Here is a 24,262-nt window from a genome sequence, read left to right on the forward strand (position 1 = left end):
ACCCGCGTGCCCCTCGGGTACCCGTGCGGGCCGTGCTCCGGTCGGCGTGTCGGCCCGCCCCGGGCCGGCGCTCCGACCCGTGCCCGGGCCCGCGCCGGGCATGTGCGCGTCCGGCCCCGGACAGGGCAGGATAGGGGCATGAGGGAAACCCGAGCGACCGCTCACGGTTTGCGCACGGCGATCGAGCGCAGCGGCTACTACCCGGCCCTGGTCGCGGACGCGGTCGAGTCGGCCATAGGGGACGAGCGCGTCGTCGCGTACGTCGTGCACCACGAGGCGACGTTCGACCCCGCGATGGAGGTCCGGCGGCACGTGACCGTGCTGGTGCTGTCCGCGTCCCGGCTGCTGGTGTGCCACACCGACGAGCACCCGCCCGGCGAGGGCATGGAGCGCCCGCACGCGTCCACCACCACCGAGGCGGTGAAGCTGGAGCGCGTCCAGTCGGTCGCGGTGACGCGGGTCGTCCCGGACCCGGCCTCCTACGTGCCGGGGGTGCCGCCGACCGAGGTCGTCCTGACGATCGGGTGGGGCGCCATCGCGCACATCGACCTGGAGCCCGCGACCTGCGGCGACGAGAACTGCGAGGCCGACCACGGCTACACCGGCAGCGTCACCGCCGACGACCTGTCGCTGCGGGTGAGCGAGGCCGCCGACGGCGCCGACGCCGTCGCGCAGGTGCTGGCCTTCGCCGAGGAGCTGTCCGCGGCGACCGCCCGGTGAGCGTGCGGCGGCCGCCCGGTGCGCGGAGGCGCCCGGTGATCGCGCGATGAGCGGTGCGTCCGGTGATCGCCTGATGAGCGGGGCGCCGGTGCCGCCCGTGCCCCGGTACGGGACGGGCGCGCTCGCCGACGTCCCGGTGTCGGTGCTGGCGGCGCTGGGCGTCCCGGACGCGGTGAACGTGCTGGGCCTGCCGGTGCTGCCGCGCGCCTGCGTGCTGCTGGTCGACGGGCTCGGCTGGGAACAGCTGCGCGCCCATCCGGACGAGGCGCCGTACCTGACCGCGATGGGCGGCGGCCCGATCACCGCCGGGTTCCCCGCGACGACCGTCACCAGCCTCGGGTCGCTCGGCACCGGCCTGCCGCCCGGCGGGCACGGCCTGCTGGGCCTGCAGGTCGCCGTCCCGGGCACCGGGCGGCTGCTGAACTGCCTGCGCTGGCGGGACGACTCGGTCGACCCGGAGCATTTCCAGCCCGCGCCGACGATCTACCAGCGGGCCGTGGCGGCCGGTGTGGCGGCGGCCTACGTGTCCCTCGGCCTTTACCGGAACTCGCCGCTCAGCCGGGCCACGGCGCGCGGCGCCGACTACCTCGCGGCGGACAGCCTGGGCCAGCTCGTCGGGCGGGCCGAGCGGGCGCTGCGGCGCGGCGGCCGGTCCCTCGTGACCGTCTACCACCCGGACCTCGACTCGACCGGGCACAAGTTCGGGGTGGGCTCGGCGGAGTGGCGGCACCAGCTGCGGTTCGTGGACGTCCTCGTGCAGGAGCTCGCCGCGGTCCTGCCGCCGGGCTCGGCGCTGTACGTGACCGCCGACCACGGCATGGTCGACCCGACGGAGCGGATCGACGCCGACACGGTCCCGGAGCTGGGCGAGGGCGTGGCCCTGCTCGGCGGCGACGCGCGCTGCCGGTACGTCTACAGCGAGCCGGGCGCGCACGACGACGTCCTCGCCGCGTGGACGGCGATGGTCGGCGACCGGGCGTGGGTCGTGCCGCGCGAGAAGGCGGTGGCGGACGGCTGGTTCGGCCCGCTCGCCCCGGGGATGGCGGAGCGGGTCGGCGACGTGATCGCGGTCCCGCACGCGGATCTGGCGATCGTGGCGTCGGAGCGGGAGCCCTGGCTGAACGGGATGATCGGCATGCACGGCTCGCTCGTCACCGCCGAGCAGATCGTGCCGCTGCTGTCGGCGACCCGCCCCTGACCCGCGGCACCGTGCCGCCCCTGACCCGTGGCCCCGCCCCCGGGCCCGCGGCGCGCCGTCCCGCCTCCGGACCCGCGGCGCGCCGTCCCGGCCCCTCGACCTGGGTGCGCTGACCTGGGATGTCGCGGGATCCGTGCTGGTCACGGCGTGTCCCGGGGGCGGCGGTGCGTAGGCTGCCGGTCGTGACGAACCCCGCCGAGCCCCTCCTCAATCCGGGCGACGAAGGTCAAACTGGCGATGTGCACCCTCTCATCGAAGTGCCCGCGCTGGACCGGCTGCTCCGGCGGCAGACCCCCTTGGTCCTGCTGGACGTGCGTTGGCATCTGGCGGGGCCGCCGGGAATCGACTCCTACCGCAAGGGCCATCTCCCCGGGGCCGTGTTCGTCGACCTGGACCGGGACGTGGCCGGGCCGCCGGGGCCGGCGGGGCGCCATCCGCTGCCCGCGTCCGGTGACTTCGAGGCCGCGATGCGCCGCGCCGGCGTGTCGGGGGACCGGCTCGTCGTGGTCTACGACGACGCCGACTCCACGTCCGCCGCGCGCGTCTGGTGGTCGCTGCGCTATTTCGGCCACGACAAGGTCCGCGTGCTGAACGGCGGTTACCGGGCCTGGACGGAGGCGGGCCACGCGGTCACGACCGAGGAGCCGGACGTGAAGCCGGGCGACTTCTTCGCCCGTCCGGGCCGGCTGCCCGTGCTGGACGCCGAGGGGGCGGGGGCGCTCGCGACGGCCGGGGTGCTGCTGGACGCCCGCGCCGCCGAGCGGTACCGGGGTGAGACCGAGCCCGTCGACCCGGTGGCCGGGCACATCCCGGGCGCGCGGAACGCGCCGACGTCGGGGAACGTGGGGGTGGACGGCCGGTTCCTGCCGCCGGAGCTGCTGCGCGAGCGGTTCGCGCAGCTCGGCGCGACCGACGCGCTGGACGTCGGCGCCTACTGCGGCTCCGGGGTGACGGCGGCGCACGAGATCCTGGCGCTCAACCTCGCGGGCATCCCCGCGGCCCTCTACGTCGGGTCGTGGTCGAACTGGGTCGCCGACCCCGGCAATCCGGTCGCGACCGGCGATACCTGATCGGACGGGTCCGTGGCCGCGCGGGACGCTCCGGCGGCCACGGGCCCGTCCGTCATCCTGAGCCGAAGCAGAGGAATCCGGCGACGCCGGGCGCGCGCGGGACGGCGGCGAGCGCGCGCGACGGCGGCAGCCCCGACGCCAGCCCGGTGTGGAACGCCGACATGAACTCCGGGGTCGTGGCGTCCCGGACGGGCACGACGCTGGCGATCACGGTGGCGGTGCCGAGGGCGAGCAGCACGCCCGCCATCCCGACGGCGGCGTCGCCCTCGTCGGAGCGGCCGATGTCGCACGCCGACAGCACCACGACGCGGGGCGGCGCCGCGAGCGCGTCGAGGTCGTGGACGGTGAGCGGGCCGTCGGCGAGCCGCAGCCGCGAGAACAGCGCGTTGCCCTCGCGGAACTCGCCGTGGGCGGCGATGTGGGCGAGCGCGGCGCCGTCCAGCGCGTCGCGGACGGGTTCGGCGCGCGCGCTCGGGCCGTCCAGGACGAGCGCGCCGGGGTGGACGCCGCGCAACGCGGCGATCTCGCGCCCGGCATGGGCGAGGCCGGGGCCCGCGACCAGGACGGTACGACCACCGGACGGACGGTCCGCCCGGGCGCGCAGCCATGCCGCGGCCGACGGGACGACGGTGAACGGGCGCCCCACGAGCGACGGCAGCACCGCCCAGGGCAGGCCGTGCAGCGGCCCGACCGGGGCGATCACGAGGTCGCGATCGCCAGCGTCGGCCAGGACCGGCGCCAGCAGCAGCCGATCGAGCCGCTCGGCGGACTCGGCGACGGCCGCGAGCGCAGCGGGATCGTCGTCACCCGCGAGCCGGCCCAGCGCGTAGCGGATCAGCCCGGTCTCGCGGGCGATGGTGTCGTGGTTGCCGAGCCGGTGCCTGCGGATCCGGCCGCCGGCGACGGTCACCGCGTGCAGTTCGCCGCCGACGGCGACGAGTTCGACGAGCGCGCGGTCGCCGAGCGCCGCGGCGATCTCGGCGGGCTCCGGCGTTTCCGGACCGGGCGGCCCGCCCGGGCGGCGGCGGGTGTGCGCGCTGACCTTGGCCTCCAGGTCCGCCAGGTCGGCGGCCAGCACGGACGGGACGCCGCCGCGCGCGGCGTCGCAGGTGTGCGCGGCGCTGAGTGCCCGCAGCGCCGCGAGCGCCCCGGCCCGTTCGGGATCGGCGGGCGGCCGCAGCCGCGCCGGGCGGGCGATGGCGCGCCGCCGCTCCTCCAGGGCCAGCAGCTCCGCCGCGGACCCGGCGAGGCCGAGCCCGAGCGCGGCCAGCTCGCCCGCGAGTCCCGCAGCGCGGGCCCGCAGGTCCAGCGCGCCGAACGCCTCCGCGTGCCGCGCGGCCGCCTCCAGCCCGGCGCGGACGGCGCCGACCGCGCCGGGGACGTCGCCGCGCGCCGACCGTTCGAGCGCGGTCGCGTGCCAGCCGGCGATCCGGACCGCGGCGGGGCCGTCCGTGCCGTCGACTCCCGCGAGCAGGCGGCCGGGCGGCCTGCCGAGTGCCATCGCCACCCGTGCCGCGATGACGCGGGTCTCGGCGGCGGGTCCGGCCCAGCCGCCGTCGCCGAGCAGGTCCGCCGCGGCGGCGGCGTCCGCCAGCAGTGCCTCGGACCGCTCGCCGGACTCCCAGCGCGCCTTGATCAGCACCTGCTCCGCCAGCGGGATCCAGCCGGGACGCTCCTGCTCGGCGAACGCGTCCCGCGCCTGCGCGGCGCTCCCGGCGGCCTGCCCGGGATCGCCGTCCGCGAGTTCGGCATGCGCGCGCAGGAGGAGGGCGTCCGCGACGTCGCACCGGTAGCCGTGCGCCCTCGCCGCGTCCAGGGCCGCGTCGAGGAGCGGCCGGGCCTCCCTCGGCAGGCCCGCCATGATGAGGGTCTCCGCCTGGTCGAGGCGGCACTGCGCCAGCCGTTCTCCGGCCAGGAGCGGCTCGGCCTCCGCGTACAGCCGGAGCGCGCGCGGGACGTCCCCGCGCCGCGACACCGCGAACGCCAGGTTGCCTTTGGCCATCGCCGTCTGATGCCGCAGCCCGGCGGCCTCGCCGACCGCGACGGCCTCCGCGAGCGCCTTCTCGGCACCGCCGAAGTCGCCCTGCATCACCCGCGCGAGCCCGATGTTGGTCAACAGCCCGTTGAGCGCCGCCCGGTCATGCCCCTTCCGCAGTCCCGCGAGCGCGCGCTCGGCGACGTCGTGCGCTTCCGTGACCCGGCCTGCGCGGGCCAATGCGCAGGCCTTGTTGGCCGCCAGCCGGTCCGCGTCCTCGCCGTGCAGGACGGTCTTCGCTTCCTCCGCGTGTACCAGCGCCCCCGTGAGATCTCCGCGCGCGGCCAAGAGACCCACCAGGTTCATCCGGACCTTGGCGGCCGCGTACGGGTCTGGACGCGTGTCACCCGTCCACGAGTCTTCGTCGAAGACGGGCCATTCGCCCTCATCGGACGTCGCGGGGGTCGTCTCCCGCCCGGTCGCCAGATCGAGGGCCCGATACAAGAAGGCCAATCCCTCCTCCAAGTGACCCAGCTCCTTGCACGCCAGGCCCGCGATCCGCAGCGCGAGGATGTCGTCGCCCCGCTCCAGCAGCGCCGTCGCGCGGGCGTGCGCGGTCGCCGGGTCGATCGCCGCCAGCCACAGCAGCGCCCGCTCGTCCTCGCCGCTCATACGCGGACCCAGCTCGTGACGACCGACGCCCCGCCCGGCAGCCGGAACAGCAGGCTGACCAGCCCCTCCGGCACGTCCGGAAGGCAGAACATGCCGGTCGGCCCGGTCCGCCCCGCCGCGCGGCCCGCCGGGAGGTCACGGTGCCGGACGACGATCTCGGCGCTCGCCGGCGGGACGAGCCGTCCGGTGATCTCGCGGTGCCGCCCCTCGCCGGTGACCTCGATCTCCACCGCCGGCCCGGCCGCCGGCTCGGCCGCGCAGCCGAACGTCAGCGACCGTCCCGTCCCGCCCCGCACGCCCACCGCCGGACGCACTGCCCCGTCATGACGCAGCTCCGCCAGCGCCGCCGCCGGCGTCCGCCACGCGAGCGCCGAACGCGCCGCCGCGAGCACGCCATCCGGCACCGGGTCGAGGACGTCGAACGCCGCCCGCGCCCCCGCCATCAGCTCCTCGTCGTTCACGGGACGAGCCTCCGCAGCGCGGCCAGGCAGCGGGCCCGCGTCGGGCCGACGCTGCCGACCGGGATGCCCAGCGCCGCCGCCAGCTCCGCGTAGCTCGCGGCCTGCGCGAACAGCCGCAGCAGCGTCCGGCAGCGGCGGGGGAGCGCCTCCAGCGCGGCGCCGACCCGGCCGAGACGGTCCCGGACCGCCGCCACCTCGTCCGGCCCGGACGGGTGGCGCGCGCCGAACGGCACCGGCGCGAGGTCGCGGGTCCGCCGCCGCAGCAGCGCCCTGCACTCGTTGCGGGCCGTCGTCGCCAGCCAGCATCCCGCCGCCGACGGGTCGTCGAGCGCGTCGATCCGTTCCACCAGCCGCAGCCAGGACGTCTGCACCACATCGCCCGCGTCCGCGTCGCCCAGCCCGTGCGCGCGGGCGATCGACCACAGAAGCGGGGTGTACCGCTCGACCAGCCCCGCCCATGCGGCGCCGTCGCCGTCCCGGGCCCGCTCCACCAGCGCGCTCGTATCGTCGTCCTGCATAGTCCCGTCGTCCTGCAGAGTCGCCAAGAGGTCTCCCGCCACGTGATCGCCTGACATGAGCTGATCACCTTAAGTGGGAAATTGACGACGCTCCGTGCGCGGTTACCGCTTCGCCATCGGACCGTGCTCAAGAACTGATGAGTACGCCGAGGTCGGGAAGCGTGACGCAGCGCGCCGGATCGAGGACCCGGTCGGCCGCGGACGGCGCGTCCAGCCCCTCCGCCGCGGCGAGCCCCGCGATCCGTCCCGCCACCGCGGGTGCCGCGAACGATGTCCCGCTCCACGTCGCGTACCCCTCGAACCGGTCCGCATCGGTACCTCCGGAGGGGGCGCGCGGGCCGTCGAACCAGACGTGCGTGCTCGCGACGTCCACCCCCGGCGCGCAGGCGTCCACCCACCAGCCGTAGTTGGAGAACCAGGCCCGGTCGTCCCCGTCGAGCGCCGCGACGGCGATGACCGGCTTCATCGCGGCCGGCCAGAACGGGCGCTCGCTAGCGGTGTTCCCCGCGCACGCCACCACCACCGTCCGGCGGCCGAGCGCCGCGATCGCCCTCGCCAGCACGGGCGACGGGCGGTCGTCGAAGGTGTGGCAGCCGAGCGAGATGTTCACCACGTCCGCGCACCCCCAGGACGCGAGCCGGGTCAGCGCCCGGATGACGTCCAGTTCGTCGCCGACGCCGTCCCCGCCGATGACACGCAGCGCCCGCAGCCGCGCCGTCGGCGCGTGCCGCAGCACCACCCCCGCGATGAACGTGCCGTGCCCCGCCTGCGCGTCCAGTTCGAGGTCCAGGTCGGCGTCGAGGACCTCCGCCACCTCGTCGCGCTGCTCGCGGAACCACGCGGTGTCCTCGTACCAGGGGTGCGGCGACAGTCCCGTGTCCAGGATCGCGACCGTCACGTCCCGGCGCGCGCCCGCCGCGACCGGCGCGGGCAGCGGCGGCGCCGGCCGCGGCCGGTCGGCCGGACCGCTCCACCACATCGGCTGCCCGTGGACGAGATGGTTCGGCGACACGCTCAGCGTCCGATGGCGGCCACCACCGGACAGTTGCGCGGCCAGCTCGCACACGTCCACCTTCGCGGACGGCCGCAGCCGCAGCCGCGTCGCGCCCGGCTCGTCCTCCCGCGCGTCGCACCAGCGCCGCACGAGGCTCTGCGCGGCGCCGGCGTCCCGTCCGGAGACGAGTACCTGGTCGCGGCGCACCAGCGTCCGCCGCCCCGGCACCGGCTCCACCACCATCGCGTCACGGTGCCGCACCAGCAGCCGTTCCAGCCGCGCCTCCTTGTCGAGCATCGCCCATCCTCCCCCTACCACGGACCCGCCACTCATCGTGCCGGAGCGCGGACGGAAGGTGATGACCGAACGCGCCGAATCGGCGGCGCCGCGGCCGTGCGAGGGCCTACGCTGGTCGGCCGAGGCCGGTGAACGGTGCGCATCGTGTGGTCAAGGGTTCGGCAAACGGCCCACTCACGGTGGTGCGACCGGGGCCGATGATGCACAATGAGGGACGCGGACGCCGTCTTGGGACGTACGAGGCCGTAGGGGAAGACGAGCCTCGGTACAGATCCAGGAGGTCCGGTGACCGCACGTGGCGTTTTCTACGTCCACTCCGCGCCACCTGCGCTGAGCCCGCACATCGAGTGGGCCGCCGCAGGTGTTCTCGGCGTGCCCGTTTCCCTTGAGTGGGCTGATCAGGCGGCCGCGCCGGGGACGCTGCGCGCCGAGCTTCATTGGGAGGGCAGGCCGGGCACCGCGGCAGGGATCACCTCGGCCCTGCGCAACTGGAAACTGGTGCGGTTCGAGGCCACCGAGGATCCGACGCCGGGCAGCGACGGCGTCCGCTACAGCTTCACCCCGTCCCTCGGGGTGTTCAGCGGCGTCATCGGCGCCAACGGCGACATCATGGTGCCCGAGGACCGGCTGCGGTCCGTCATGGCCAACGCCGCCGTCGGCAAGACGACCCTGGAGCACGAGCTCGACCGGCTCCTCGGCACGCCCTGGGACAACGAGCTGGAGCCCTTCCGGCGCGCCGGAGACGGCGCCCCGGTCCGGTGGCTCCACGCCGCTGTTTAAGGCGCGGTGCCGCCAGGCGGCCCGCGCGCGGAGCGTGCCCGTCCCGCAACTCGCACGCTCCCGTCCAGGGCCGCCCCTCAGGGCTTCAAGGCGCCCGCACTCCGCGGAGCGTCCCGCACGGCTCCCCACCGAGCGCCCCGCGCGGACGCGGCGCCTTCACAGCAGGGCGCACAGCATGCGAAACGGCCCGGTGAGTCCGCGATTCGGACTCGCCGGGCCGTTGACGCGTGCGCGGTCAGAGAGCGCGCTGGAAGGCGACCGAGACGTTGTGGCCGCCGAAACCGAACGAGTTGTTGAGCGCCGCGGCGGGCCCGTCCGCGAGCTTGCGCGGCTCGTCCCGCACGATGTCCAGGTCGACGTCGTCGTCGAGGTCCTCCAGGTTCGCGACCGCCGGGACGAGGCCGTCCCGCAGCGCCAGGATCGTGAACACCGACTCCAGCGCGCCGGCGCCGCCCAGCAGGTGGCCGGTCATCGACTTGGTCGCGGTGATGGCGACCTTCGCGGCGGCCTCCTCGCCGAGACCCGCCTTGATGGAGTTCAGCTCCGCGACGTCGCCGGACGGGGTCGAGGTGGCGTGCGCGTTGATGTGCACGACGTCCTCGGGCCGCAGCCCGGCGTCGGCGAGCGCCCGCTGCATCGCCTTGGCCTGGCCGCCGCCGCTCGGGTCCGGCAGCACGATGTCGTAGGCGTCGTTGGAGTAGCCGCAGCCGGCGGCGACGCCCTGCACGCGGGCGCCGCGGGCCCGCGCGTGCTCCTCCGACTCCAGGATGATCATGGCGGCGCCCTCGCCGAGCACGAAGCCGTCGCGGTTCTTGTCGTACGGCCGGGACGCGCGCGCCGGCTCGTCGTTGCGGGTCGACATCGCGCGCATGCGGCCGAACGAGGCCATCTGCAGCGGGTGGATGCACGACTCGGTGCCGCCGCAGATGACGACGTCGGCGCGGCCCGCACGGATCATGTCGATGGCGTAGCCGACGGCCTCGCCGCTGGACGCGCACGCGCTGACCAGGGCGTGCGAGCCCGCGGTCGCGCCGAACTCGATGCCGACGTGCCCGGACGCGCCGTTCGGCATCAGCATCGGCACGGTGAACGGCGACACCCGCGACCAGCCCTGCTCGCGGAACACGTCGTAGCTGTTCAGCGCGGTGTGCAGGCCGCCGATGCCGCTGGAGACGACGACGCCCAGCCGGTCGCCGTCGACGACGAAGCCGCCGGGCACGCCGGCGGGCTCCTCGTTGCGCATGGTCTTGTTGCTGACCGCCGGCGCGAAACCGGCGTCGGTCCACGCCTCGCGCGCCGCGATCAGCGCGATCGCCTGGCTGCGGTCCAGCCGGCGCAGCGACTGCTTCGGCATCACCTCGGCCGGGTCCACCTTCAGCGTGGCGGCGAAACGCACCGGCAGGTCCTCGACGCCCTCCCAGTCCAGGCTGCGGATCCCGGACTCTCCGGCGAGCAGGGCGGACCAGGTCGACGGCAGGTCGCCGCCGAGAGGGGTCGTTGCACCGAGACCGGTCACCACGACTCTGGTCTGGCTCTTGCTCATAGATGCTCCTTGCGGACTGGAGGGGGAGTGGAGGCAGGGCGCGCCCGGCCCGGATCCCCGGCGGGACCCGTGCGGGCCCGTCCGGGCGGCCCGGCGGCGCGCCCTCCCTGCGGCCGGCCCGTGCGGTGCACGGCCCGGCCACCGGCCGGAACTAGCTCTGGAGCTTCTGGACGAAGTTGATGACGTCCTGGACGCTCTTCAGGTTGCGCAGCTCGTCGTCGGGGATCTCGACGCCGAAGCGGTCCTGCGCGGCCACCGCGATCTCCACCATCGACAGCGAGTCGATGTCGAGGTCGTCGATGAAGTTCTTCTCCGGGGTGACCTCGGACTTGTCGATGCCGACGATCTCGTCGATGATCTCGGCGAGGCCGTCCAGGATCTGCTGTTCGGTGGCGACTGCCATGGTTCTGAGTTCTCCTTCGATGGGGTTGGTCCAGAGCCTGCGAGCAGGCGTGACGGCCTACGGGATCTGGATGACTTGGGCAGCGTAGGACAGTCCGGCGCCGAACCCCACCAGGAGGGCGGGGGCGCCGGACGGCACGTCGCCGCGTTCGATCATGCGGGAGAGGGCCAGCGGGATGGAGGCCCCCGAGGTGTTGCCGGAGTGCACGATGTCGTCGGCCACCACGGCGTTGGTGGCCTTCATCTTCCGGGCGATGGCCTGGATGATCCGCAGGTTGGCCTGGTGCGGGACGACGGCGGCGAGGTCGCCGGGGGCGATCCCGGCGCGCTCGCACGCCTCCAGCGCGACCGGCGCGATGGCGGTGGTGGCCCAGCGGAACACCGCCTGGCCCTCCTGCCGGATGAACGAGTGCCGGTCGTCGATGATGATCTTGTCGTAGTTCTCGCCGGCGCTGCCCCACACGACCGGGCCGATGCCGGGCGACTCGCTGCCGGTGACGACCGCGGCGCCCGCCCCGTCGGCGAAGATGATGCTGGTGGAGCGGTCGGTCCAGTCGATCCACTGGGACATCTTCTCGGACCCGATCACCAGCACGTTGCGGGCGCTGCCGGCGCGGACGGCGGCGCTGGCGGTGCCGAGCGCGTAGCAGAAGCCGGCGCAGGCGGCGTTCAGGTCGAAGGCGCCGGGCGCGTCGATGCCGAGCCGGTGCGCGACCTGCGGCGCGTGCCCGGGCATCGGCGACTCCGCCGAGCAGGTCGCGAGGATCACCAGGTCGATGTCGGACGGGTCGAGGCCGCTGTTGGCGAGGGCCTTGCCGCCCGCGTGCACGCCGAGTTCGACGATGCCCTCGTCGTCGCCGGCGATCCGCCGCTCCTGGATGCCGACGCGGGTGCGGATCCACTCGTCGTTGGTGTCGACGGTCCGCGACAGCTCCTCGTTGGTGACGATCCGCGCGGGCCGGTAGTCGCCGAACGCGAGGATGCGGGCGCCCGCGGCCGCCTCGGGGATGCGCAGCCCGGTCATGCCGCGTCCGCCTTGATCAGCTCGCGGGCCTTCTCCAGGTCGCCGGGGGTCTTGAGGGCGACCAGCTCGACGCCCTTCAGCTCGCGCCGGGCGAGCCCGACGAGCGTCCCGGCCGGGGGCAGCTCGATGATGCCGGTGACGCCGATCTCGCGCATCGTCGCCATGCACGCGTCCCACCGGACGGGGGCGCTGACCTGCTCGACGAGGCGCGCGACGAAGTCGCGGCCGGACGCGACGACGGCGCCGTCGCGGTTCTGCAGCAGCTTCGTGCGGGGGTCGGCGACGGGGGCGCCGGGGGCGAGGCGGCGGAGGGTGTCGACGGCGGGGGCCATGTGCTCGGTGTGGAAGGCGCCGGCGACCGACAGCGGCCGCAGCCGTGCCTTCGCGGGGGGCTCGTCGGCGAACTTCGCCAGCTTCTCCATCGTCCCGGCGGCGACGACCTGGCCGGCGCCGTTGACGTTCGCGGGGGTGAGGCCCTGCTTGTCGATCGCGGCGAGCACCTCGTCGGCGTCGCCGCCGAGCACGGCCGTCATGCCGGTCTCGGTGACGGCGGCGGCCTCGGCCATGGCGCGGCCCCGCTCCCGGACGAGCACCAGCGCGGCCTCGGGGGACAGCACCCCGGCGATCGCGGCGGCGGCGAGCTCGCCGACGCTGTGCCCCGCGACGGCGCCGGGGACGCCGTCCTCGTAGAGCACCTCGTAGGCGGCGAGCGCGGCGGCGACCAGCAGCGGCTGCGCGACGGCGGTGTCGCGGATCTCCTCGGCGTCGGCGGTCGTCCCGTACCTGACCAGGTCCAGCCCGGTGACGGCCGACCACCAGGCCAGGCGGTCGGCGACTCCGGGTATCTCTAGCCATGGCTGAAGGAAGCCGGGGGTCTGGGCGCCCTGGCCGGGCGATGCGAGGAGAATCACGGCGTCCAGCCTTTCGCGAACGCCCCATTCCTCTCGATGCCGATCGCGACGAAGTTTGGTCCGGGCCCTTTGTACGACCCCTACAAGCCCGTTATGCGCGGGGCGGGCGGGCGGCGAAGCGGCCCAGGACCAGGGCGATGCGGAGCGTGAACGCGTTGCGTCCGTCGGTCGGCGCGAGGCCGGTGAGCTCCGTGACGCGACGCAGCCGGTAACGGACCGTGTTCGGGTGCACGAACAGCAGCCGGGCGGTCGCCTCCAGTGACGACCCCTGCTCCAGGTAGGTGGTGAGGGTGTCGAGCAGCGGGGCGCCGGCGGCGAGCATCGGGTTGTAGACACCCTCCACCAGGTACCGGCGGGCCTCGGCGTCGCCGTCGAGGGCCCGCTCGGGCAGCAGCTCGGTCGCCGGGACGGGCCGCGGCGCGTCCGGCCAGCCGGCCGCGGCGCGCAGCCCGGCGACGGCGGCCTGCGCGGACTTGGTCGAGTCGTACAGGTCGCCGACCTTCGGGCCGACCACGACGGGGCCCGGCCCGCACTTGGCGGCGATGGGGCGGGCCGCCTCCATCGGGTCGGCGTCGCCGCCGACCACCACGATGACCCGGTGGCCGTGCACGCCGGCGAGCACGTCGGCGCGGGCGCGCCGGGCGGCCAGCTGCATCTGGTCGATGGTGACCTCGGGCTCCTCGTCCTCCGGGGTGTACCCGGCGATCACCGTGACGGGCTTGGACGTCCAGCCGAGCGCCGCGGCCCAGGAGTGCATGCCGTCGTCGACCTCGCCGCGCAGCACCGCGTTGACGACGAGGGCCTCCAGGCGGGCGTCCCAGGCGGCGCGGGTCTCGGCGGCGCGCGCGTACACCTGCGCCGCGCCGAACGCCACGTCCCGGGTGTAGCGCAGGATGGCCTCGCGGAGCTGGGCCTCGCCGCCGGGCGCGGCCAGCTCGTCGAGGCGGGTCTCCACCACCTCGATGATCACCCGGATCATGTCGATGGTGTGGTGCAGCTTGATGGAGCGCAGCAGCTCGCGGGGCGCGGTGCCGAACACCTCGCCGGCGATCGCGGGCCGGGTCCTCTCGTTGCTCTTGAACCACTCGACGAACGCGGCGATGCCCGCCTGCGCGACCAGCCCGATCCAGGAGCGCTGGTCCGGCGGCATCCGCCGGAACCAGGGGAGCTGCTCCTCCATGCTGGTCAGCGCCGCGGTGCCGAACGTGCCCATCGCCTTCTCCAGGCGCTGGGTGGTCTGCTCGCGGATCTCGGCCTCGCTTGCGGTGTCCACCTCCCCAGAGTGCCATCGAACAGGCGATGATCCGTCCCCGAGTGAGGGATTGGCCGTCAGCCGCGCACCACCGCGGGGGCGTCGCCGAGGGCGATCTCGGTGAGGTTGCGCAGCGGGAGGGAGCCCGGGGCGAGGTAGTCGCTGTGGCCGCCGGAGCCCGCGGCGAACACCCGGGCGCCGAAGCCGCGGGAGACCGGGTCCGGTCCGAGCCCGAGGCCGAGGATCCGCACGTGCGGGACGTCCTCCATCCAGTCCGTCGCGCCGCGGCCGGCCCAGACGCGGGCGGTGCGGCTCAGGTCGGCGGCGGACCACGCGGTCGTGCCGGGGCTGCCGTAGAGGGCGATGTCGCTGACCTGCCGCCATGCGGCGGCGGTGCGGCCGGTGTGGTGGCCGAGGGCGGCGCGGCCGCAGACGACGGAGCCGTAGCTGTGGCAGAGCAGCGCGACGCGGGCGGCGGGGTTGACCCGGCGCATGCCGGCGAGGAAGTCGAGGAGCTCGCCGGCGCCCTCGCCGGCGCGCTGGTCGGTCAGGACGTCGCCGCTGAAGGTCTTGGGGGCGGCGTAGCCGAGCCACGCCACGACGGCGAGGCCCGGGTCGGCGGTGATCGACCGGGCCCGGGCGTAGACGGCCCGCGCGCCCCCGCCCGGTGTGGACCAGGGCTTGCCGCCTCGTCGGTCGAACGCGGTCAGCGTCGTGTCGGCCCCTGGGACGAGCACCGCGACACGGCGGGCGTGCGCGAGATCGCCGACGACCTCGATGGCCCGTCCACGGCCGCGAGGGTCGAAGTACAGGAAGCGGCGGCCCGGTGCCAGGAATGCGCCCAGCGCGCGCGCCCGCCCGTCGTCGCCGACGCTGCGCGCAGTCCGGAGCGCCTCCTCGATCGACCGGCGCTCGGTCGCGAAGCGGACGTCCAGCGTCGACGCCGCCATCGACGGGACGGCGGCGGGGGCCGCGTACGGGTCGGCGTGGCCGGTCCCGGCGGTGGTGAGCATGAGGGCCGAGATGGAAACGACGCAGGCCAGCGCCCGTCGTAGCCGTCGGGCGCGCCTCGGTGTCGTCTTGCGTGGCGGCGGCATCTTCGGCCTTTCTACCATCCGGGGCCGGCGGCGGTTTCCGGCCGGGCGGCTGCGTTCAGGAGGCTCGTGGTGAGATGCGCGGTGCCGCCGCGGAGTTCGCGCCGCCGCCGTCCGGGCGTGGCGCCGGGCGTTCGAAGCGGTGCGCGAGCGCGTGGAGCGCCGCCAGCGCGAGCGCGAACACCGGCAGCCAGAGCAGCCGTTCCGCGAGCCAGGACGGCCCGTCGGGCGCGGTGTGCAACCCGGCCAGGCTACCCACCGTGACGAGCGCCCCGACCGTGATGATCATCATGGCGGTCTGGTGCCAGAGGAAGATCGTCATCGCCGAGCGGCCGGCCGCCGCGACGCACGCGCGCACGCGGGGACGCCGCGTCCAGGCGGTGAGCGGGCCGTGCAGCAGCAGCGCGAGGCCGGTCTGGGCGAGGCCGAACGCGACCGCGGCGAGCGTCGGCGGGCTGAGGTTGGACACCGGCTCGCCCGGCACGCCGACCATGCTCGCCGGATAGCCGGCGAAGATCACCAGCAGCGTGGCCGCCGCGGCGCCGCCGGACAGCAGGACGAGCCCGGCGCGGCGGGAGCGCAGCGTGCCGTGCGCCCAGCCGGCGCCCAGGTAGAACGGCAGCAGCCAGCCCGTGAGGACGGTCGCCCAGCCGATCCATCCGGGCGCGCCGAGCCCGAACCGGCCGAGGTCGACGGCCGCGGTCGCGGCGACGAGCAGGAACGCGCCCCACAGGCCCAGGCGCCGCCAGGCCGCGACGACGAGCGGGGCCAGCGCGGTCAGCACCGCGTACACGCCCAGGAACCACAGCGGGCTGAGGACCAGCCCGATCAGGGTGGTCACCGAGCCGCTCGAGAACCCGGCCGCCCGCAGCCCGGCGACGACCGGGATCCAGGCCGCCGCCAGGACGGGCAGCGGACGCGCCAGCCGCGCGAGGCGCCGCCGCAGCCGCGCGTCCCACGGCTCGCCCGGCCGCAGGCCCTTCGCCGCCGAGTAGCCGCCGACCAGGAAGAACAGCGCGAGCGTCTGCAGCGCCCAGGACAGCGGCGCCAGCTCCGGCATCGCCTTCAGCGGGCTGGTGACGTGCAGGACGCGCCCGTCGCCGGACGCGACGAGGGCCGTCACGAGCCAGTGCCCGAGCACGACGCCGAGGATCGCGAAGGCGCGCAGCGCGTCCACCGCGCCGTCGCGGGGGAGCGCCGGGCGGGCCGTCACCGGGTCACCTCGGCGTCCCGGCCGAGCGCGATCAGCGCGAGGTTGCGGAGCGCGACGGTCCCGGGCTTCAGGTACGCGCTGTGCGGGCCGGATCCGGCGTCGAAGCGGCGCGCGCCGAAGCCCGGCGAGACCGGGTCGGCGCCGAACCCGATCCCGGCGAAGCTGACCTTCGGCACGTACTGCATCCAGTCGCCCGTGGACCGGCCCGCCCAGACGCGGGCGGACGTCCCGAGGTCGGACGCCCGGTGGGCGGTGACGCCGGGGCTCCCGAACAGGGCGATGTCGTCCACGGGCGCGGCATCCAGCCCGCCGGCGGCCTTCCCGCAGACCACGGACCCGTAGCTGTGGCACAGCAGCGCGATCCGCGCGCGCCCGTTGACGCGGTGGACGCCGGTGAGGAACCGGCCGAGCGCGCGGGCGCCGGCGGCGGCGCGGCCACCGGTCAGCACCTGGGGGCTGAGCGTCCGCGGCGTGCGGTAGCCGAGCCAGGCGACCACGGCGATCCGCGCGGCCGGGGCGTCGGCGCGCGCCTGCCGGTACAGGGCGCGGCTGCCGCCGCCGACGAACTTCGGCGAGTCGAAGTTGGTGAGCGCGGTGTCGGCGCCCGGCACCACGACCGCGATCCGGTCGGCGGAGGCGAGGTCCCCGAGGACCTCGACGGCCAGGCCGCGGCCGCGCGCGTCGAACGCCAGGAACCGGCGGCCGGGCGCGAGGAACGCCGACAGGGCCCGCGCCCGGTCGTGGTCGCGGACGCGCCGCGCCGTCGCCCAGGCCTGCGCGATCTCCGTGCCGGTCGCCTGGTAGCGGGCGTCCAGCGTCGCGGACGACAGGGCCGGGAGCGGCGCCGGGCCCGCGTACGCCTCGGCGTGCCCGGCGGCCGCGGTGGTCGAGGCGGCCACCGTCAGCACGGCGGCGGCCGTGACCGCCCTGGTGCGCCGGCCGAGGGCCGGGTGCCCGCTGCTCATCCGACGTCCTCCCTGGTCAGTGGTGAAGCACTGACCAGGACGCTAGGAATCGGACGCCGTCGCGCGGATCACCCGGCGGTGCCGTCCTGCGGCCTGCGACCCGGGTATGACGGGCGATACCTCGGAGGGCGCCCGGCGGGCGTCAGTCGCCGGGCCGGACCAGGCCGACCTCGTAGGCGTACACGATCGCCTGCGGCCGGTCGCGGAGCCCGAGCTTCATCAGGACGCGCCCGAAGTGCGTCTTGACGGTCTGCTCGGCGACGACGAGCTCCGCCGCGATCTCGCCGTTGGACAGGCCCCGCGCGACCAGCCCGAGCACCTCGGTCTCCCGCTCGGTCAGCTCCTCCAGCCGCTTGCGGGACGGGGCGCGCGGCCCGCCCAGCCGGGAGAACTCCGCGATCAGCCGCCGGGTGATCGACGGGGAGAGCAGCGCGTCGCCCGCCGCCACGATCCGGACGGCGTCCGCCAGCTCCGCCGCCGACGCGTCCTTCAGCAGGAACCCGCTGGCTCCGGCGCGCAGCGCCTCGTACACGTAGTCGTCCAGGTCGAACGTGGTCAGCATGAGCACCTTCGGCCGGTCGTCCTCGCCGCCGCCCCCGCCGGTGCCGTCGAGGAGCCGCCGGGTCGCCTCCAGGCCGTCCATCACCGGCATCCGCACGTCCATCAGGACGACGTCGGGCCGCAGTTCGGCGACGCGCCGCAGCCCCTCCTCGCCGTTCACCGCCTCCCCGACGACCTCGATGTCGGGCTGGGCGTTCAGCAGCACCCCGAACCCGGTGCGGACCATGCCCTGGTCGTCGACGATCACCACGCGGACCGTCACGTCGCGGCCCGCGCCTTCACCGGAAGGGTGGCGTTCACGGCGAATCCTCCGTCCGCGGTGGGCCGGGCCGACACCTCGCCGCCCAGCATGGCCGCCCGCTCGCGCATCCCCACCAGGCCGTGGCCGGTGCCCTCAGGAGAGGGGGTGGGGACGTGGCCGTCGCCTGGCGGGCCGTTGACGACGCCGAGCCGCAGTATGCCGTCCGCCCGGATCGCCGCGACCGCCACCTTCGATCCGGGCGCGTGCCGCATCGCGTTGCTCAGCGCCTCCTGCAGGATCCGGTACGCGGTGAGCCCGACGCCCGGCGGCAGCCCGTCGAGGTCGCCGGAGAGCCGCGTCGTGACGGTCAGACCTGCGCCGCGCGCGTGCGCGACCAGCTCGTCCAGCCGTTCCAGGCTCGGCTGCGGCGCGGTCTCGGCGCCGTCCTCGGAGCGCAGCACGCCGAGGATGCGCCGCATCTCGGTGAGCGCGTCCAGCGCGGTCGCGCGGATCTCCGACAGGTCGCGGCGGGTCTCGTCGGGGACGGACTCGACCTTGTACGGCGCGGCCTCCGCCTGGATCGCGATCATCGACATGTGGTGCGCGACCACGTCGTGCAGCTCCCGGGCGATCCGCTGCCGCTCGGTCAGCACCGCCTCGGCGGCCTGGTGGCGCTTCTCCTGCTCGACCAGCTCGCGGCGCTGCTCGGCCAGCTGCGTCCGCGCGGTGTTGCGGAGCCGGACGGTGTACCCGGCGACCAGGGCGAGCAGCAGGACGACGGTCGCGCCACCGGCGGTGTCGGCGTCCTTGACCCATACGCCGGCCAGCGACAGCAGGCCCACGCCGATGGTGATGTCCCGCGCGCACCGCACCGCGACCGTGTACAGGCACACGATCGCGGCGAACGTCCCGGCCGGGAGGTACGGGACGGTCAGCCAGTCGCCCGCCGGGATGACGGCCATCGCCACGAAGCTCAGCCGCCACGCCCCGAGCGGATGCCGGTCGCGCAGCGCGAGGGGCAGCGTCACCGCGATCGACGCGACGAGCCGTACGAGCGCGTCGATGTGCACGCCCGGCCGCGCCGGCTGCGGCGTCGCGAGCAGCGAGTTCGTCCCGGCGGCTAGGGCGATCGTGAGGCCGATGCCGACCACGTTGACCACGAGGCCGTACGGCAGCCGCCCGATCCCGACGAACCGCGTCCAGCGCAGCACCGCCGGCCACGGGCGGTCCGGCGGGACCGGATCGGCCTCGCCGGTCACGGCCGCGGCGAGGACGCCCCACAGGAGGCTGTTCGGCGCCGGGGACGCGCCGTCGGTGTTCTGCCCGGCCATGTGCCCAGGCTAGAGACACCGCGGCGGGACCCGTATGCCTCCACGGTGCGACGTGTCCGTCATACCTGGGTACCGTGGCGGGCGTGGAGTTCGTCGAAGCGCTGCGGCGCATCGCGTTCCTGCTGGAGCGCGCGCATGAGCCGACCTACCGCGTCCGGGCCTTCCGCAAGGCCGCCGACCTGGTCGAGGCGACGGCGCCGGACGCGCTGCGGGACCGGGCGCGCGACGGCACGCTGACCGACCTGCCCGGCATCGGGAAGGTCACCGCGCTGGTGATCGAGGAGGCGCTGCGCGGCGAGACCCCGGTCTACCTGCGCCGGCTGGAGGCCACCGAGGGCGAGCCGCTCGACGAGGCGACCGCCGCGCTGCGCTCGGCCCTGCGCGGCGACCTGCACACCCACAGCGACTGGTCGGACGGCGGTTCGCCGATCCGGGAGATGGCCGAGACGGCGCGCGCGCTCGGTCACGAGTACCTCGCCCTGACCGACCACTCGCCGCGGCTGACCGTCGCGAACGGCCTGTCCGCCGACCGTCTCCGCCGCCAGCTGGACGTGGTCGCGGAGCTGAACGAGGAGCTCGCGCCGTTCCGGATCCTCACCGGCATCGAGGTCGACATCCTCGACGACGGCGCCCTCGACCAGGACCCGGACCTCCTCGACCGGCTGGACGTCGTCGTCGCGAGCGTCCACTCCAAGCTCCGCATGGACCGGGTCGCCATGACGAAGCGGATGGTCGCGGCGATCGCGAACCCGCGCGTGAACGTGCTGGGGCACTGCACGGGGCGGATCGTGAAGGCGGGCGGGAAGCGCGGCGGGCTCCGGCCGGAGTCGGAGTTCGACGCGGCGCTGGTCTTCGACGCCTGCGCGGCCTACGACGTCGCGGTGGAGATCAACTCGCGTCCGGAGCGCCTCGACCCGCCGAAGCGGCTGCTCCGCCTCGCGGTCGAGGCCGGGTGCCGCTTCTCGATCGACTCCGACGCGCACGCGCCGGGGCAGCTCGACTGGCAGCACTTCGGCTGCGAGCGCGCCGCCCGCTGCGCCGTCCCGGCCGGCCGGGTGGTCAACACGCTGCCCGCCGGCGAGCTCCTCGGCTGGTCCCGCCGCGCCTGACGTGCCGACCGGCACGCCCCGCCGGTTGCGGGTGAACCGGATGTTGATGGTCAGACCGCCCCAAAAGGGGCGATATAACTTTGATCATGAAGTTCTCGTACTCCTACGCACTGGTCCTGGCCGCCTGCGCTCTGGCGGCCGGATGCGGCGGAGGGTCGTCCTCCGCGGGGAAGGAGAAGACCGCGACGCCGGAGCCGCCGAGCGGCCACCCGGTCTCGGCGCCGGCGCCCTCGGTGACGGCCTCGCCGCGCATCACGCCGTCCCCGCGCGACGGCGCCGGGCTGATCGAGCAGCTGAAGTACGACCTGCGGCTGAAGACGATCAAGATGGCCGGGACGCCCGGCCGCACCACGGCCGCCTGCGACCGGGCGACGCTGCCGGCGACCAAGGGCGCGAAGACCACCTGCACCGTCACCTACGAGGGCGTCAAGGTGGCCTGGCCGGTGACGATCACGGGACCGTCCATGGGCGGGCTGACGCTGTCGTACCAGGCCGAGCCGAGCACCGGCATCCTGACCGCGAAGGGCGCCGAGGCCGACTTCTACGCCAACAACCACGACTCCGGCACCGACCTCCGCTGCGACGACATGCCGGCGGTCAAGCAGGTGCCGCTCGGGCAGAAGACCGGCTACCGCTGCAGCTACCTGACCAAGTCCTCGATCGACGACGAGCCGCTGCGCGTGCCGCTGGACCTGATCGTGCGCTCCACCGGCCCGTACTTCCGCGCCTGAGGGAACGAGCCCGGCGGCAACGGACCCGGCGGTTATGAGGCGGCGGTTATGAGGCGGCCTCCAGCGAACACGTGTTGACGATGTCGCCGGACGCGGGACGAGGCAGGGTCGCGCTCTCAGGCGGCGACTGGTGACGCGTCGTCCACGCTTCCAGGGCCGTGAACGCGCTGCGCATGCACGGCAGCAGCGGGCGGAGCTTGTCGGGATAGGTGTCGTAGAGGCCGTCGACGTGGTTGGCGGCCTCTACGCGGTAGTACCGGTAGAGCGCGGAGCCGCGCGCGCGGACCATCTTGGCGTAGACGTCAGAGTCGGTGCTGATCGGCAGGAGCGAGTCGTAGGTGCCCTGCAACGTGATGAGCGGCTTGCGGATACGGCCGGTGAGGGCGACGCGGTCGACCGCCTTATGGACGGACCGGGGGCGCGCGGCGTAGTTGTAGTCCGCCTCGTCACCGGCATAGGACGGGTCGAACTCCATGCGGTAGATGGTCTGGGTGAGGCCCCAGTACACCTGGTCGTGGAACGGCCACAGGAACTCCGAGCCCGGCGCAAGACCGGTGTCGAGGAGCGCCTTGTGGGCGGACGGATCGCCGGTGGCCGCGTATGACGGGTACGCGCGCAGGATCGACGGAAGGTACGTGAACAGGTTCGGGCCGTCCGTGCGCCACAAGGTGCCTTCGGCGTCGATGCCGCCGTCGTACAGCTCGGGGTGGTTCTCCAACTGCCAGCGGACGAGATAGCCGCCGTTGGAGATGCCCGCGGCGAAGGTACGGCGCGGTGAGCGCCCGTAGTGGCGGGCCACGACCTTCTTGGCGGCGCGGGTGAGCTGGGTCAGCCGGTCGTTCCACTCGACCATCGCGTCCCCGGGGCGCTTCCCGTCCTTGTAGAACTCGGTGCCGCTGTTGCCCTTGTCGGTGGCGGCGTAGGCGTAGCCCTTGGCGAGCGCCCAGTCGGAGATGGTGAAGTCGTTGGCGTACTGGCGGCGGTTGCCGGGTGAGCCGGCGACGACGAGCCCGCCCGTCCAGTGCTCGGGCAGCCGGATGACGAACTGGGCGTCGTGGTTCCAGCCGTTGTTCGTGTTGAACGTCGAGGTGTCCGGGAAGTAGCCGTCGATCTGGACGCCCGGAACGTGCGCGGGGTTCCGCGTCGCGGTGGACTGCAGCCCCGCCCAGTCGGCGGGGACGGTGTGCCCGGACGCGACCGTCCCCGCGGTGGTGAGGTCGTCGAGGCACGCGGCGACCTGCTTCTCGGCGCCCGGAACCGTCACGCGCGGCGCACACGCACGGGCCTGCGCCTGCGCCGGGACGGCGGCGGTGAGCGCGGCGGCGGCCAGGGCGGTGCCGGTGAGGGCGGCGCCCGTGAGGGCGGCGCCGGTGCGGGCTCTGGCGGTCAGGAGGCTGCGGACTTTCGGCATCCCGGCTCCTTCGGCGGGTCCCCGGTGCGGGGACGGGTGCCGTCATGGTCGTGAGCGCCCGCGGGCGCGGCCACGTGCGCGGCCCACATATCCGGGTGCGGCGGCATGTGCCGGCGGCCGTGACCTGCACGTGATGTGGGTCACACCCGTATCGGGCCGCCGGAATGTGGGTGCGCCTCACATGGTCCGGCCTCCGGGCGCGATTTAGCGTTCCCGGTCACGGCGACCCGGTGTGGTCCGGGTCACCTCTAGGAACGCGAGGAGGGCGCATGGCCGGTCCCGTCCGAGGGGCCCCGGTTCTGGCGGCGCGCGGCCTGGTCAGGGAGTTCCGCGGCTTCCGGGCCGTGGACGGCGTCGACCTGGACGTCGCGGAGGGCTCGGTGCACGCGCTGGTCGGGCCGAACGGCGCGGGCAAGACCACGCTGTTCAACCTGCTCACCGGCTTCCTGAAGCCGACGGCGGGCAGCGTCCGGCTCGGCCCGCACGAGCTCGCCGGGCGCAGCCCCGAGCACGTCGCGCGGCTCGGCCTGGCCCGGTCGTTCCAGATCACCAGCCTGTTCGCCGAGCTCACCCCGCTCCAGCACGTCGAGCTGGCGCTCGCCGGCCGGACCGGGCTCGGCTGGCGGTTCTGGCGCTCGGACAAGGCGCTGCGCCGCTTCTCCGGCCGCGCCGCCGAGCTGCTCGAGCAGGTCGGCCTGGACGGCCACGGCACGACGCCCGCCGGCGCCCTCGCCTACGGCCGCAAGCGCGCGCTGGAGCTGGCGCTCGCCCTCGCGCTGGACCCGAAGGTGCTGCTGCTGGACGAGCCGACCGCCGGGATGGGCGTGGAGGACGTCGACCGCACCGTCCGGCTCATCCAGCGGGTCCGCGAGACCGCCGACCGGGCGCTGACCGTCGTGATGGTGGAGCACAACATGAGCGTCGTCTCCAGCCTCGCCGACCGGGTCACCGTGCTGCAGCAGGGCCGGGTGCTCGTCGAGGGCCCGTACGCCGAGATCCGCCACGACCCCCGCGTCGTCACCGCCTACCTCGGAGACTCCAATGCTGCGCATTGACGGACTGTCGGCCTGGTACGGCGAGGCGCAGGCACTGCGCGAGGTGTCGCTGCGGGTCGACGAGGGCGAGATCGTCACGCTGGTCGGCCGCAACGGCGCGGGCAAGACCACCCTCCTGCGCTGCCTGATGGGCCTCCACAAGGACGCCAAGGGCACCATCGAGTTCCTCGGCGACGACATCACCGCGCTCGGCCCGCACAAGAGGGCCCGCCGCGGGCTCGGCTACGTCCCGGACGACCGCGGCGTCTTCGCGACGCTCTCCGTCGAGGAGAACCTCACCCTCCCGCCCCTCGCCCGGCCGGACGGAGCCGCCGAGCCGTGGCCGCTGGAGCGGGTCTACGAGACGTTCCCGCGGCTGCGGGAGCGGCGCCGGTTCCCCGGGACGAAGCTGTCGGGCGGCGAGCAGCAGATGCTCGCCCTGGCCCGGGTGCTGCGGACCGGCGCCCGGCTGCTGCTGTGCGACGAGCCCACCGAGGGCCTGTCGCCGCTGATCGTCCAGCAGATCGGCGCGATCCTGCGCGAGGTCAAGGCCGCCGGCGTCACCGTCCTGCTCATCGAGCAGAACGTGCACTTCGCCGCGACCGTGGCCGACCGCCACCACCTGCTCGCGGAGGGCCGCGTCGTGGAGTCGCTGGACAACGACGAGGTCCGCGCCCGCGAGGGCGAACTCCTCGACTACCTCGGAATCTGACGACCACCTCGGAACCTCGAAATCTCGGAACACGGCAGGGAGA

23 protein-coding genes are annotated in these 24,262 nt (G+C 74.9%); 8 read left to right on the forward strand and 15 right to left on the reverse strand.

The genetic code is table 11. The features are described from left to right. The first annotated feature begins 138 nt into the window (after positions 1–138). The 3 genes from AB0C78_RS06750 to AB0C78_RS06760 all read left to right on the forward strand — a co-directional run bounded on the left by AB0C78_RS06750 (position 139) and on the right by AB0C78_RS06760 (position 2,988). Positions 139–720, forward strand: coding sequence for a DUF5998 family protein (locus AB0C78_RS06750; protein WP_151544098.1), 582 nt, complete (start codon positions 139–141; stop codon positions 718–720). Between the two features lie 73 nt (positions 721–793). After that, entirely contained in the window at positions 794–1,918 is a 1,125-nt protein-coding gene (locus AB0C78_RS06755; RefSeq protein ID WP_360742741.1) for a nucleotide pyrophosphatase/phosphodiesterase family protein, read from the forward strand. A 239-nt stretch (positions 1,919–2,157) separates the two neighbouring features. After that, on the forward strand, positions 2,158–2,988 hold the full coding sequence (locus AB0C78_RS06760) for a sulfurtransferase (protein ID WP_225992149.1): 831 nt from the start codon (positions 2,158–2,160) through the stop codon (positions 2,986–2,988). Positions 2,989–3,040: 52 nt separating this feature from the next. Here the strand turns inward: AB0C78_RS06760 and AB0C78_RS06765 are convergent, their stop codons facing one another. The 4 genes from AB0C78_RS06765 to AB0C78_RS06780 all read right to left on the reverse strand — a co-directional run bounded on the left by AB0C78_RS06765 (position 3,041) and on the right by AB0C78_RS06780 (position 7,905). Further along, entirely contained in the window at positions 3,041–5,635 is a 2,595-nt protein-coding gene (locus AB0C78_RS06765) for a CHAT domain-containing protein (protein ID WP_360742745.1), read from the reverse strand. Next, on the reverse strand, positions 5,632–6,096 hold the full coding sequence (locus AB0C78_RS06770) for a hypothetical protein (protein WP_360742748.1): 465 nt from the start codon (positions 6,094–6,096) through the stop codon (positions 5,632–5,634). Before AB0C78_RS06770 ends, AB0C78_RS06765 begins: the two co-directional genes overlap by 4 nt. Continuing rightward, a complete protein-coding gene (locus AB0C78_RS06775; protein ID WP_360742751.1) occupies positions 6,093–6,641 on the reverse strand; it encodes a sigma-70 family RNA polymerase sigma factor in 549 nt (182 codons plus the stop codon). The genes AB0C78_RS06770 and AB0C78_RS06775 overlap by 4 nt, the downstream gene beginning before the upstream one ends. Positions 6,642–6,741: 100 nt before the next feature. Further along, positions 6,742–7,905, reverse strand: a complete 1,164-nt coding sequence (locus AB0C78_RS06780) for a S8/S53 family peptidase (RefSeq protein ID WP_360742754.1) — start codon at positions 7,903–7,905, stop codon at positions 6,742–6,744. Positions 7,906–8,190: 285 nt separating this feature from the next. Here AB0C78_RS06780 and AB0C78_RS06785 point away from each other — a divergent pair, with 285 nt between their 5' ends. Further along, positions 8,191–8,685: a DUF3145 domain-containing protein gene (locus tag AB0C78_RS06785; RefSeq protein ID WP_151544103.1), complete on the forward strand. Its 495-nt coding sequence runs from the start codon at positions 8,191–8,193 to the stop codon at positions 8,683–8,685. Between the two features lie 235 nt (positions 8,686–8,920). Here the strand turns inward: AB0C78_RS06785 and AB0C78_RS06790 are convergent, their stop codons facing one another. The 10 genes from AB0C78_RS06790 to AB0C78_RS06835 form a co-directional block, all read right to left on the reverse strand. Next, entirely contained in the window at positions 8,921–10,228 is a 1,308-nt protein-coding gene (locus AB0C78_RS06790; protein WP_360742758.1) for a beta-ketoacyl-[acyl-carrier-protein] synthase family protein, read from the reverse strand. A gap of 151 nt (positions 10,229–10,379) precedes the next feature. Next, complete coding sequence (locus AB0C78_RS06795) at positions 10,380–10,631, reverse strand: acyl carrier protein (protein WP_151544105.1); 252 nt, start codon at positions 10,629–10,631, stop codon at positions 10,380–10,382. Positions 10,632–10,688: 57 nt separating this feature from the next. After that, positions 10,689–11,654: a beta-ketoacyl-ACP synthase III gene (locus AB0C78_RS06800; protein ID WP_360742762.1), complete on the reverse strand. Its 966-nt coding sequence runs from the start codon at positions 11,652–11,654 to the stop codon at positions 10,689–10,691. Further along, the gene (locus AB0C78_RS06805) at positions 11,651–12,565 is read right to left on the reverse strand and encodes an ACP S-malonyltransferase (protein WP_360742765.1); all 915 of its coding nucleotides are present in this window, start codon (positions 12,563–12,565) and stop codon (positions 11,651–11,653) included. The genes AB0C78_RS06800 and AB0C78_RS06805 overlap by 4 nt, the downstream gene beginning before the upstream one ends. Positions 12,566–12,656: 91 nt before the next feature. Continuing rightward, positions 12,657–13,838, reverse strand: coding sequence for a helix-turn-helix domain-containing protein (locus AB0C78_RS06810; RefSeq protein ID WP_151544107.1), 1,182 nt, complete (start codon positions 13,836–13,838; stop codon positions 12,657–12,659). Between the two features lie 56 nt (positions 13,839–13,894). Beyond that, on the reverse strand, positions 13,895–14,830 hold the full coding sequence (locus tag AB0C78_RS06815) for an alpha/beta hydrolase (protein WP_360742769.1): 936 nt from the start codon (positions 14,828–14,830) through the stop codon (positions 13,895–13,897). Between the two features lie 139 nt (positions 14,831–14,969). After that, positions 14,970–16,124: an acyltransferase gene (locus AB0C78_RS06820; protein WP_360742773.1), complete on the reverse strand. Its 1,155-nt coding sequence runs from the start codon at positions 16,122–16,124 to the stop codon at positions 14,970–14,972. Then, the gene (locus tag AB0C78_RS06825; protein ID WP_360742776.1) at positions 16,121–17,089 is read right to left on the reverse strand and encodes an alpha/beta hydrolase; all 969 of its coding nucleotides are present in this window, start codon (positions 17,087–17,089) and stop codon (positions 16,121–16,123) included. The genes AB0C78_RS06820 and AB0C78_RS06825 overlap by 4 nt, the downstream gene beginning before the upstream one ends. Before the next feature lie 142 nt (positions 17,090–17,231). Next, positions 17,232–17,912 carry a response regulator transcription factor gene (locus AB0C78_RS06830; protein WP_360742779.1) on the reverse strand — a complete coding sequence of 227 codons (681 nt, stop codon included), beginning with the start codon at positions 17,910–17,912 and terminating at the stop codon, positions 17,232–17,234. Next, a complete protein-coding gene (locus AB0C78_RS06835) occupies positions 17,909–19,222 on the reverse strand; it encodes a sensor histidine kinase (protein ID WP_360742782.1) in 1,314 nt (437 codons plus the stop codon). The genes AB0C78_RS06830 and AB0C78_RS06835 overlap by 4 nt, the downstream gene beginning before the upstream one ends. An 83-nt stretch (positions 19,223–19,305) precedes the next feature. Here AB0C78_RS06835 and AB0C78_RS06840 point away from each other — a divergent pair, with 83 nt between their 5' ends. Together AB0C78_RS06840 and AB0C78_RS06845 are read left to right on the forward strand one after the other, a co-directional pair. Further along, positions 19,306–20,331, forward strand: coding sequence for a PHP domain-containing protein (locus tag AB0C78_RS06840; RefSeq protein WP_360742785.1), 1,026 nt, complete (start codon positions 19,306–19,308; stop codon positions 20,329–20,331). Positions 20,332–20,417: 86 nt separating this feature from the next. Next, positions 20,418–21,062 carry a hypothetical protein gene (locus AB0C78_RS06845; protein ID WP_360742788.1) on the forward strand — a complete coding sequence of 215 codons (645 nt, stop codon included), beginning with the start codon at positions 20,418–20,420 and terminating at the stop codon, positions 21,060–21,062. 46 nt (positions 21,063–21,108) lie between these two features. Here the strand turns inward: AB0C78_RS06845 and AB0C78_RS06850 are convergent, their stop codons facing one another. Further along, on the reverse strand, positions 21,109–22,473 hold the full coding sequence (locus AB0C78_RS06850) for a tannase/feruloyl esterase family alpha/beta hydrolase (protein WP_360742791.1): 1,365 nt from the start codon (positions 22,471–22,473) through the stop codon (positions 21,109–21,111). A 269-nt stretch (positions 22,474–22,742) separates the two neighbouring features. Here AB0C78_RS06850 and AB0C78_RS06855 point away from each other — a divergent pair, with 269 nt between their 5' ends. Next, positions 22,743–23,528, forward strand: coding sequence for an ABC transporter ATP-binding protein (locus tag AB0C78_RS06855; protein ID WP_360742794.1), 786 nt, complete (start codon positions 22,743–22,745; stop codon positions 23,526–23,528). Next, positions 23,515–24,219: an ABC transporter ATP-binding protein gene (locus tag AB0C78_RS06860; protein WP_360742797.1), complete on the forward strand. Its 705-nt coding sequence runs from the start codon at positions 23,515–23,517 to the stop codon at positions 24,217–24,219. Before AB0C78_RS06855 ends, AB0C78_RS06860 begins: the two co-directional genes overlap by 14 nt. Positions 24,220–24,262: the final 43 nt, after the last annotated feature.

The organism is Actinomadura sp. NPDC048394 (assembly GCF_040651755.1).
Taxonomy (GTDB): domain Bacteria; phylum Actinomycetota; class Actinomycetes; order Streptosporangiales; family Streptosporangiaceae; genus Spirillospora; species Spirillospora montaniterrae.

Bases quoted from the DNA above. Each gene is read 5' to 3' on its own strand.
- AB0C78_RS06750 (WP_151544098.1), top strand. From the start codon at position 139: ATGAGGGAAACCCGAGCGACCGCTCACGGTTTGCGCACGGCGATCGAG.
- AB0C78_RS06755 (WP_360742741.1), top strand. From the start codon at position 794: ATGAGCGGGGCGCCGGTGCCGCCCGTGCCCCGGTACGGGACGGGCGCG.
- AB0C78_RS06765 (WP_360742745.1), bottom strand. From the start codon at position 5,635: ATGAGCGGCGAGGACGAGCGGGCGCTGCTGTGGCTGGCGGCGATCGAC.
- AB0C78_RS06780 (WP_360742754.1), bottom strand. From the start codon at position 7,905: ATGCTCGACAAGGAGGCGCGGCTGGAACGGCTGCTGGTGCGGCACCGT.
- AB0C78_RS06790 (WP_360742758.1), bottom strand. From the start codon at position 10,228: ATGAGCAAGAGCCAGACCAGAGTCGTGGTGACCGGTCTCGGTGCAACG.
- AB0C78_RS06795 (WP_151544105.1), bottom strand. From the start codon at position 10,631: ATGGCAGTCGCCACCGAACAGCAGATCCTGGACGGCCTCGCCGAGATC.
- AB0C78_RS06800 (WP_360742762.1), bottom strand. From the start codon at position 11,654: ATGACCGGGCTGCGCATCCCCGAGGCGGCCGCGGGCGCCCGCATCCTC.
- AB0C78_RS06815 (WP_360742769.1), bottom strand. From the start codon at position 14,830: ATGCTCACCACCGCCGGGACCGGCCACGCCGACCCGTACGCGGCCCCC.
- AB0C78_RS06825 (WP_360742776.1), bottom strand. From the start codon at position 17,089: ATGAGCAGCGGGCACCCGGCCCTCGGCCGGCGCACCAGGGCGGTCACG.
- AB0C78_RS06835 (WP_360742782.1), bottom strand. From the start codon at position 19,222: ATGGCCGGGCAGAACACCGACGGCGCGTCCCCGGCGCCGAACAGCCTC.
- AB0C78_RS06845 (WP_360742788.1), top strand. From the start codon at position 20,418: ATGAAGTTCTCGTACTCCTACGCACTGGTCCTGGCCGCCTGCGCTCTG.
- AB0C78_RS06850 (WP_360742791.1), bottom strand. From the start codon at position 22,473: ATGCCGAAAGTCCGCAGCCTCCTGACCGCCAGAGCCCGCACCGGCGCC.
- AB0C78_RS06855 (WP_360742794.1), top strand. From the start codon at position 22,743: ATGGCCGGTCCCGTCCGAGGGGCCCCGGTTCTGGCGGCGCGCGGCCTG.
- AB0C78_RS06860 (WP_360742797.1), top strand. From the start codon at position 23,515: ATGCTGCGCATTGACGGACTGTCGGCCTGGTACGGCGAGGCGCAGGCA.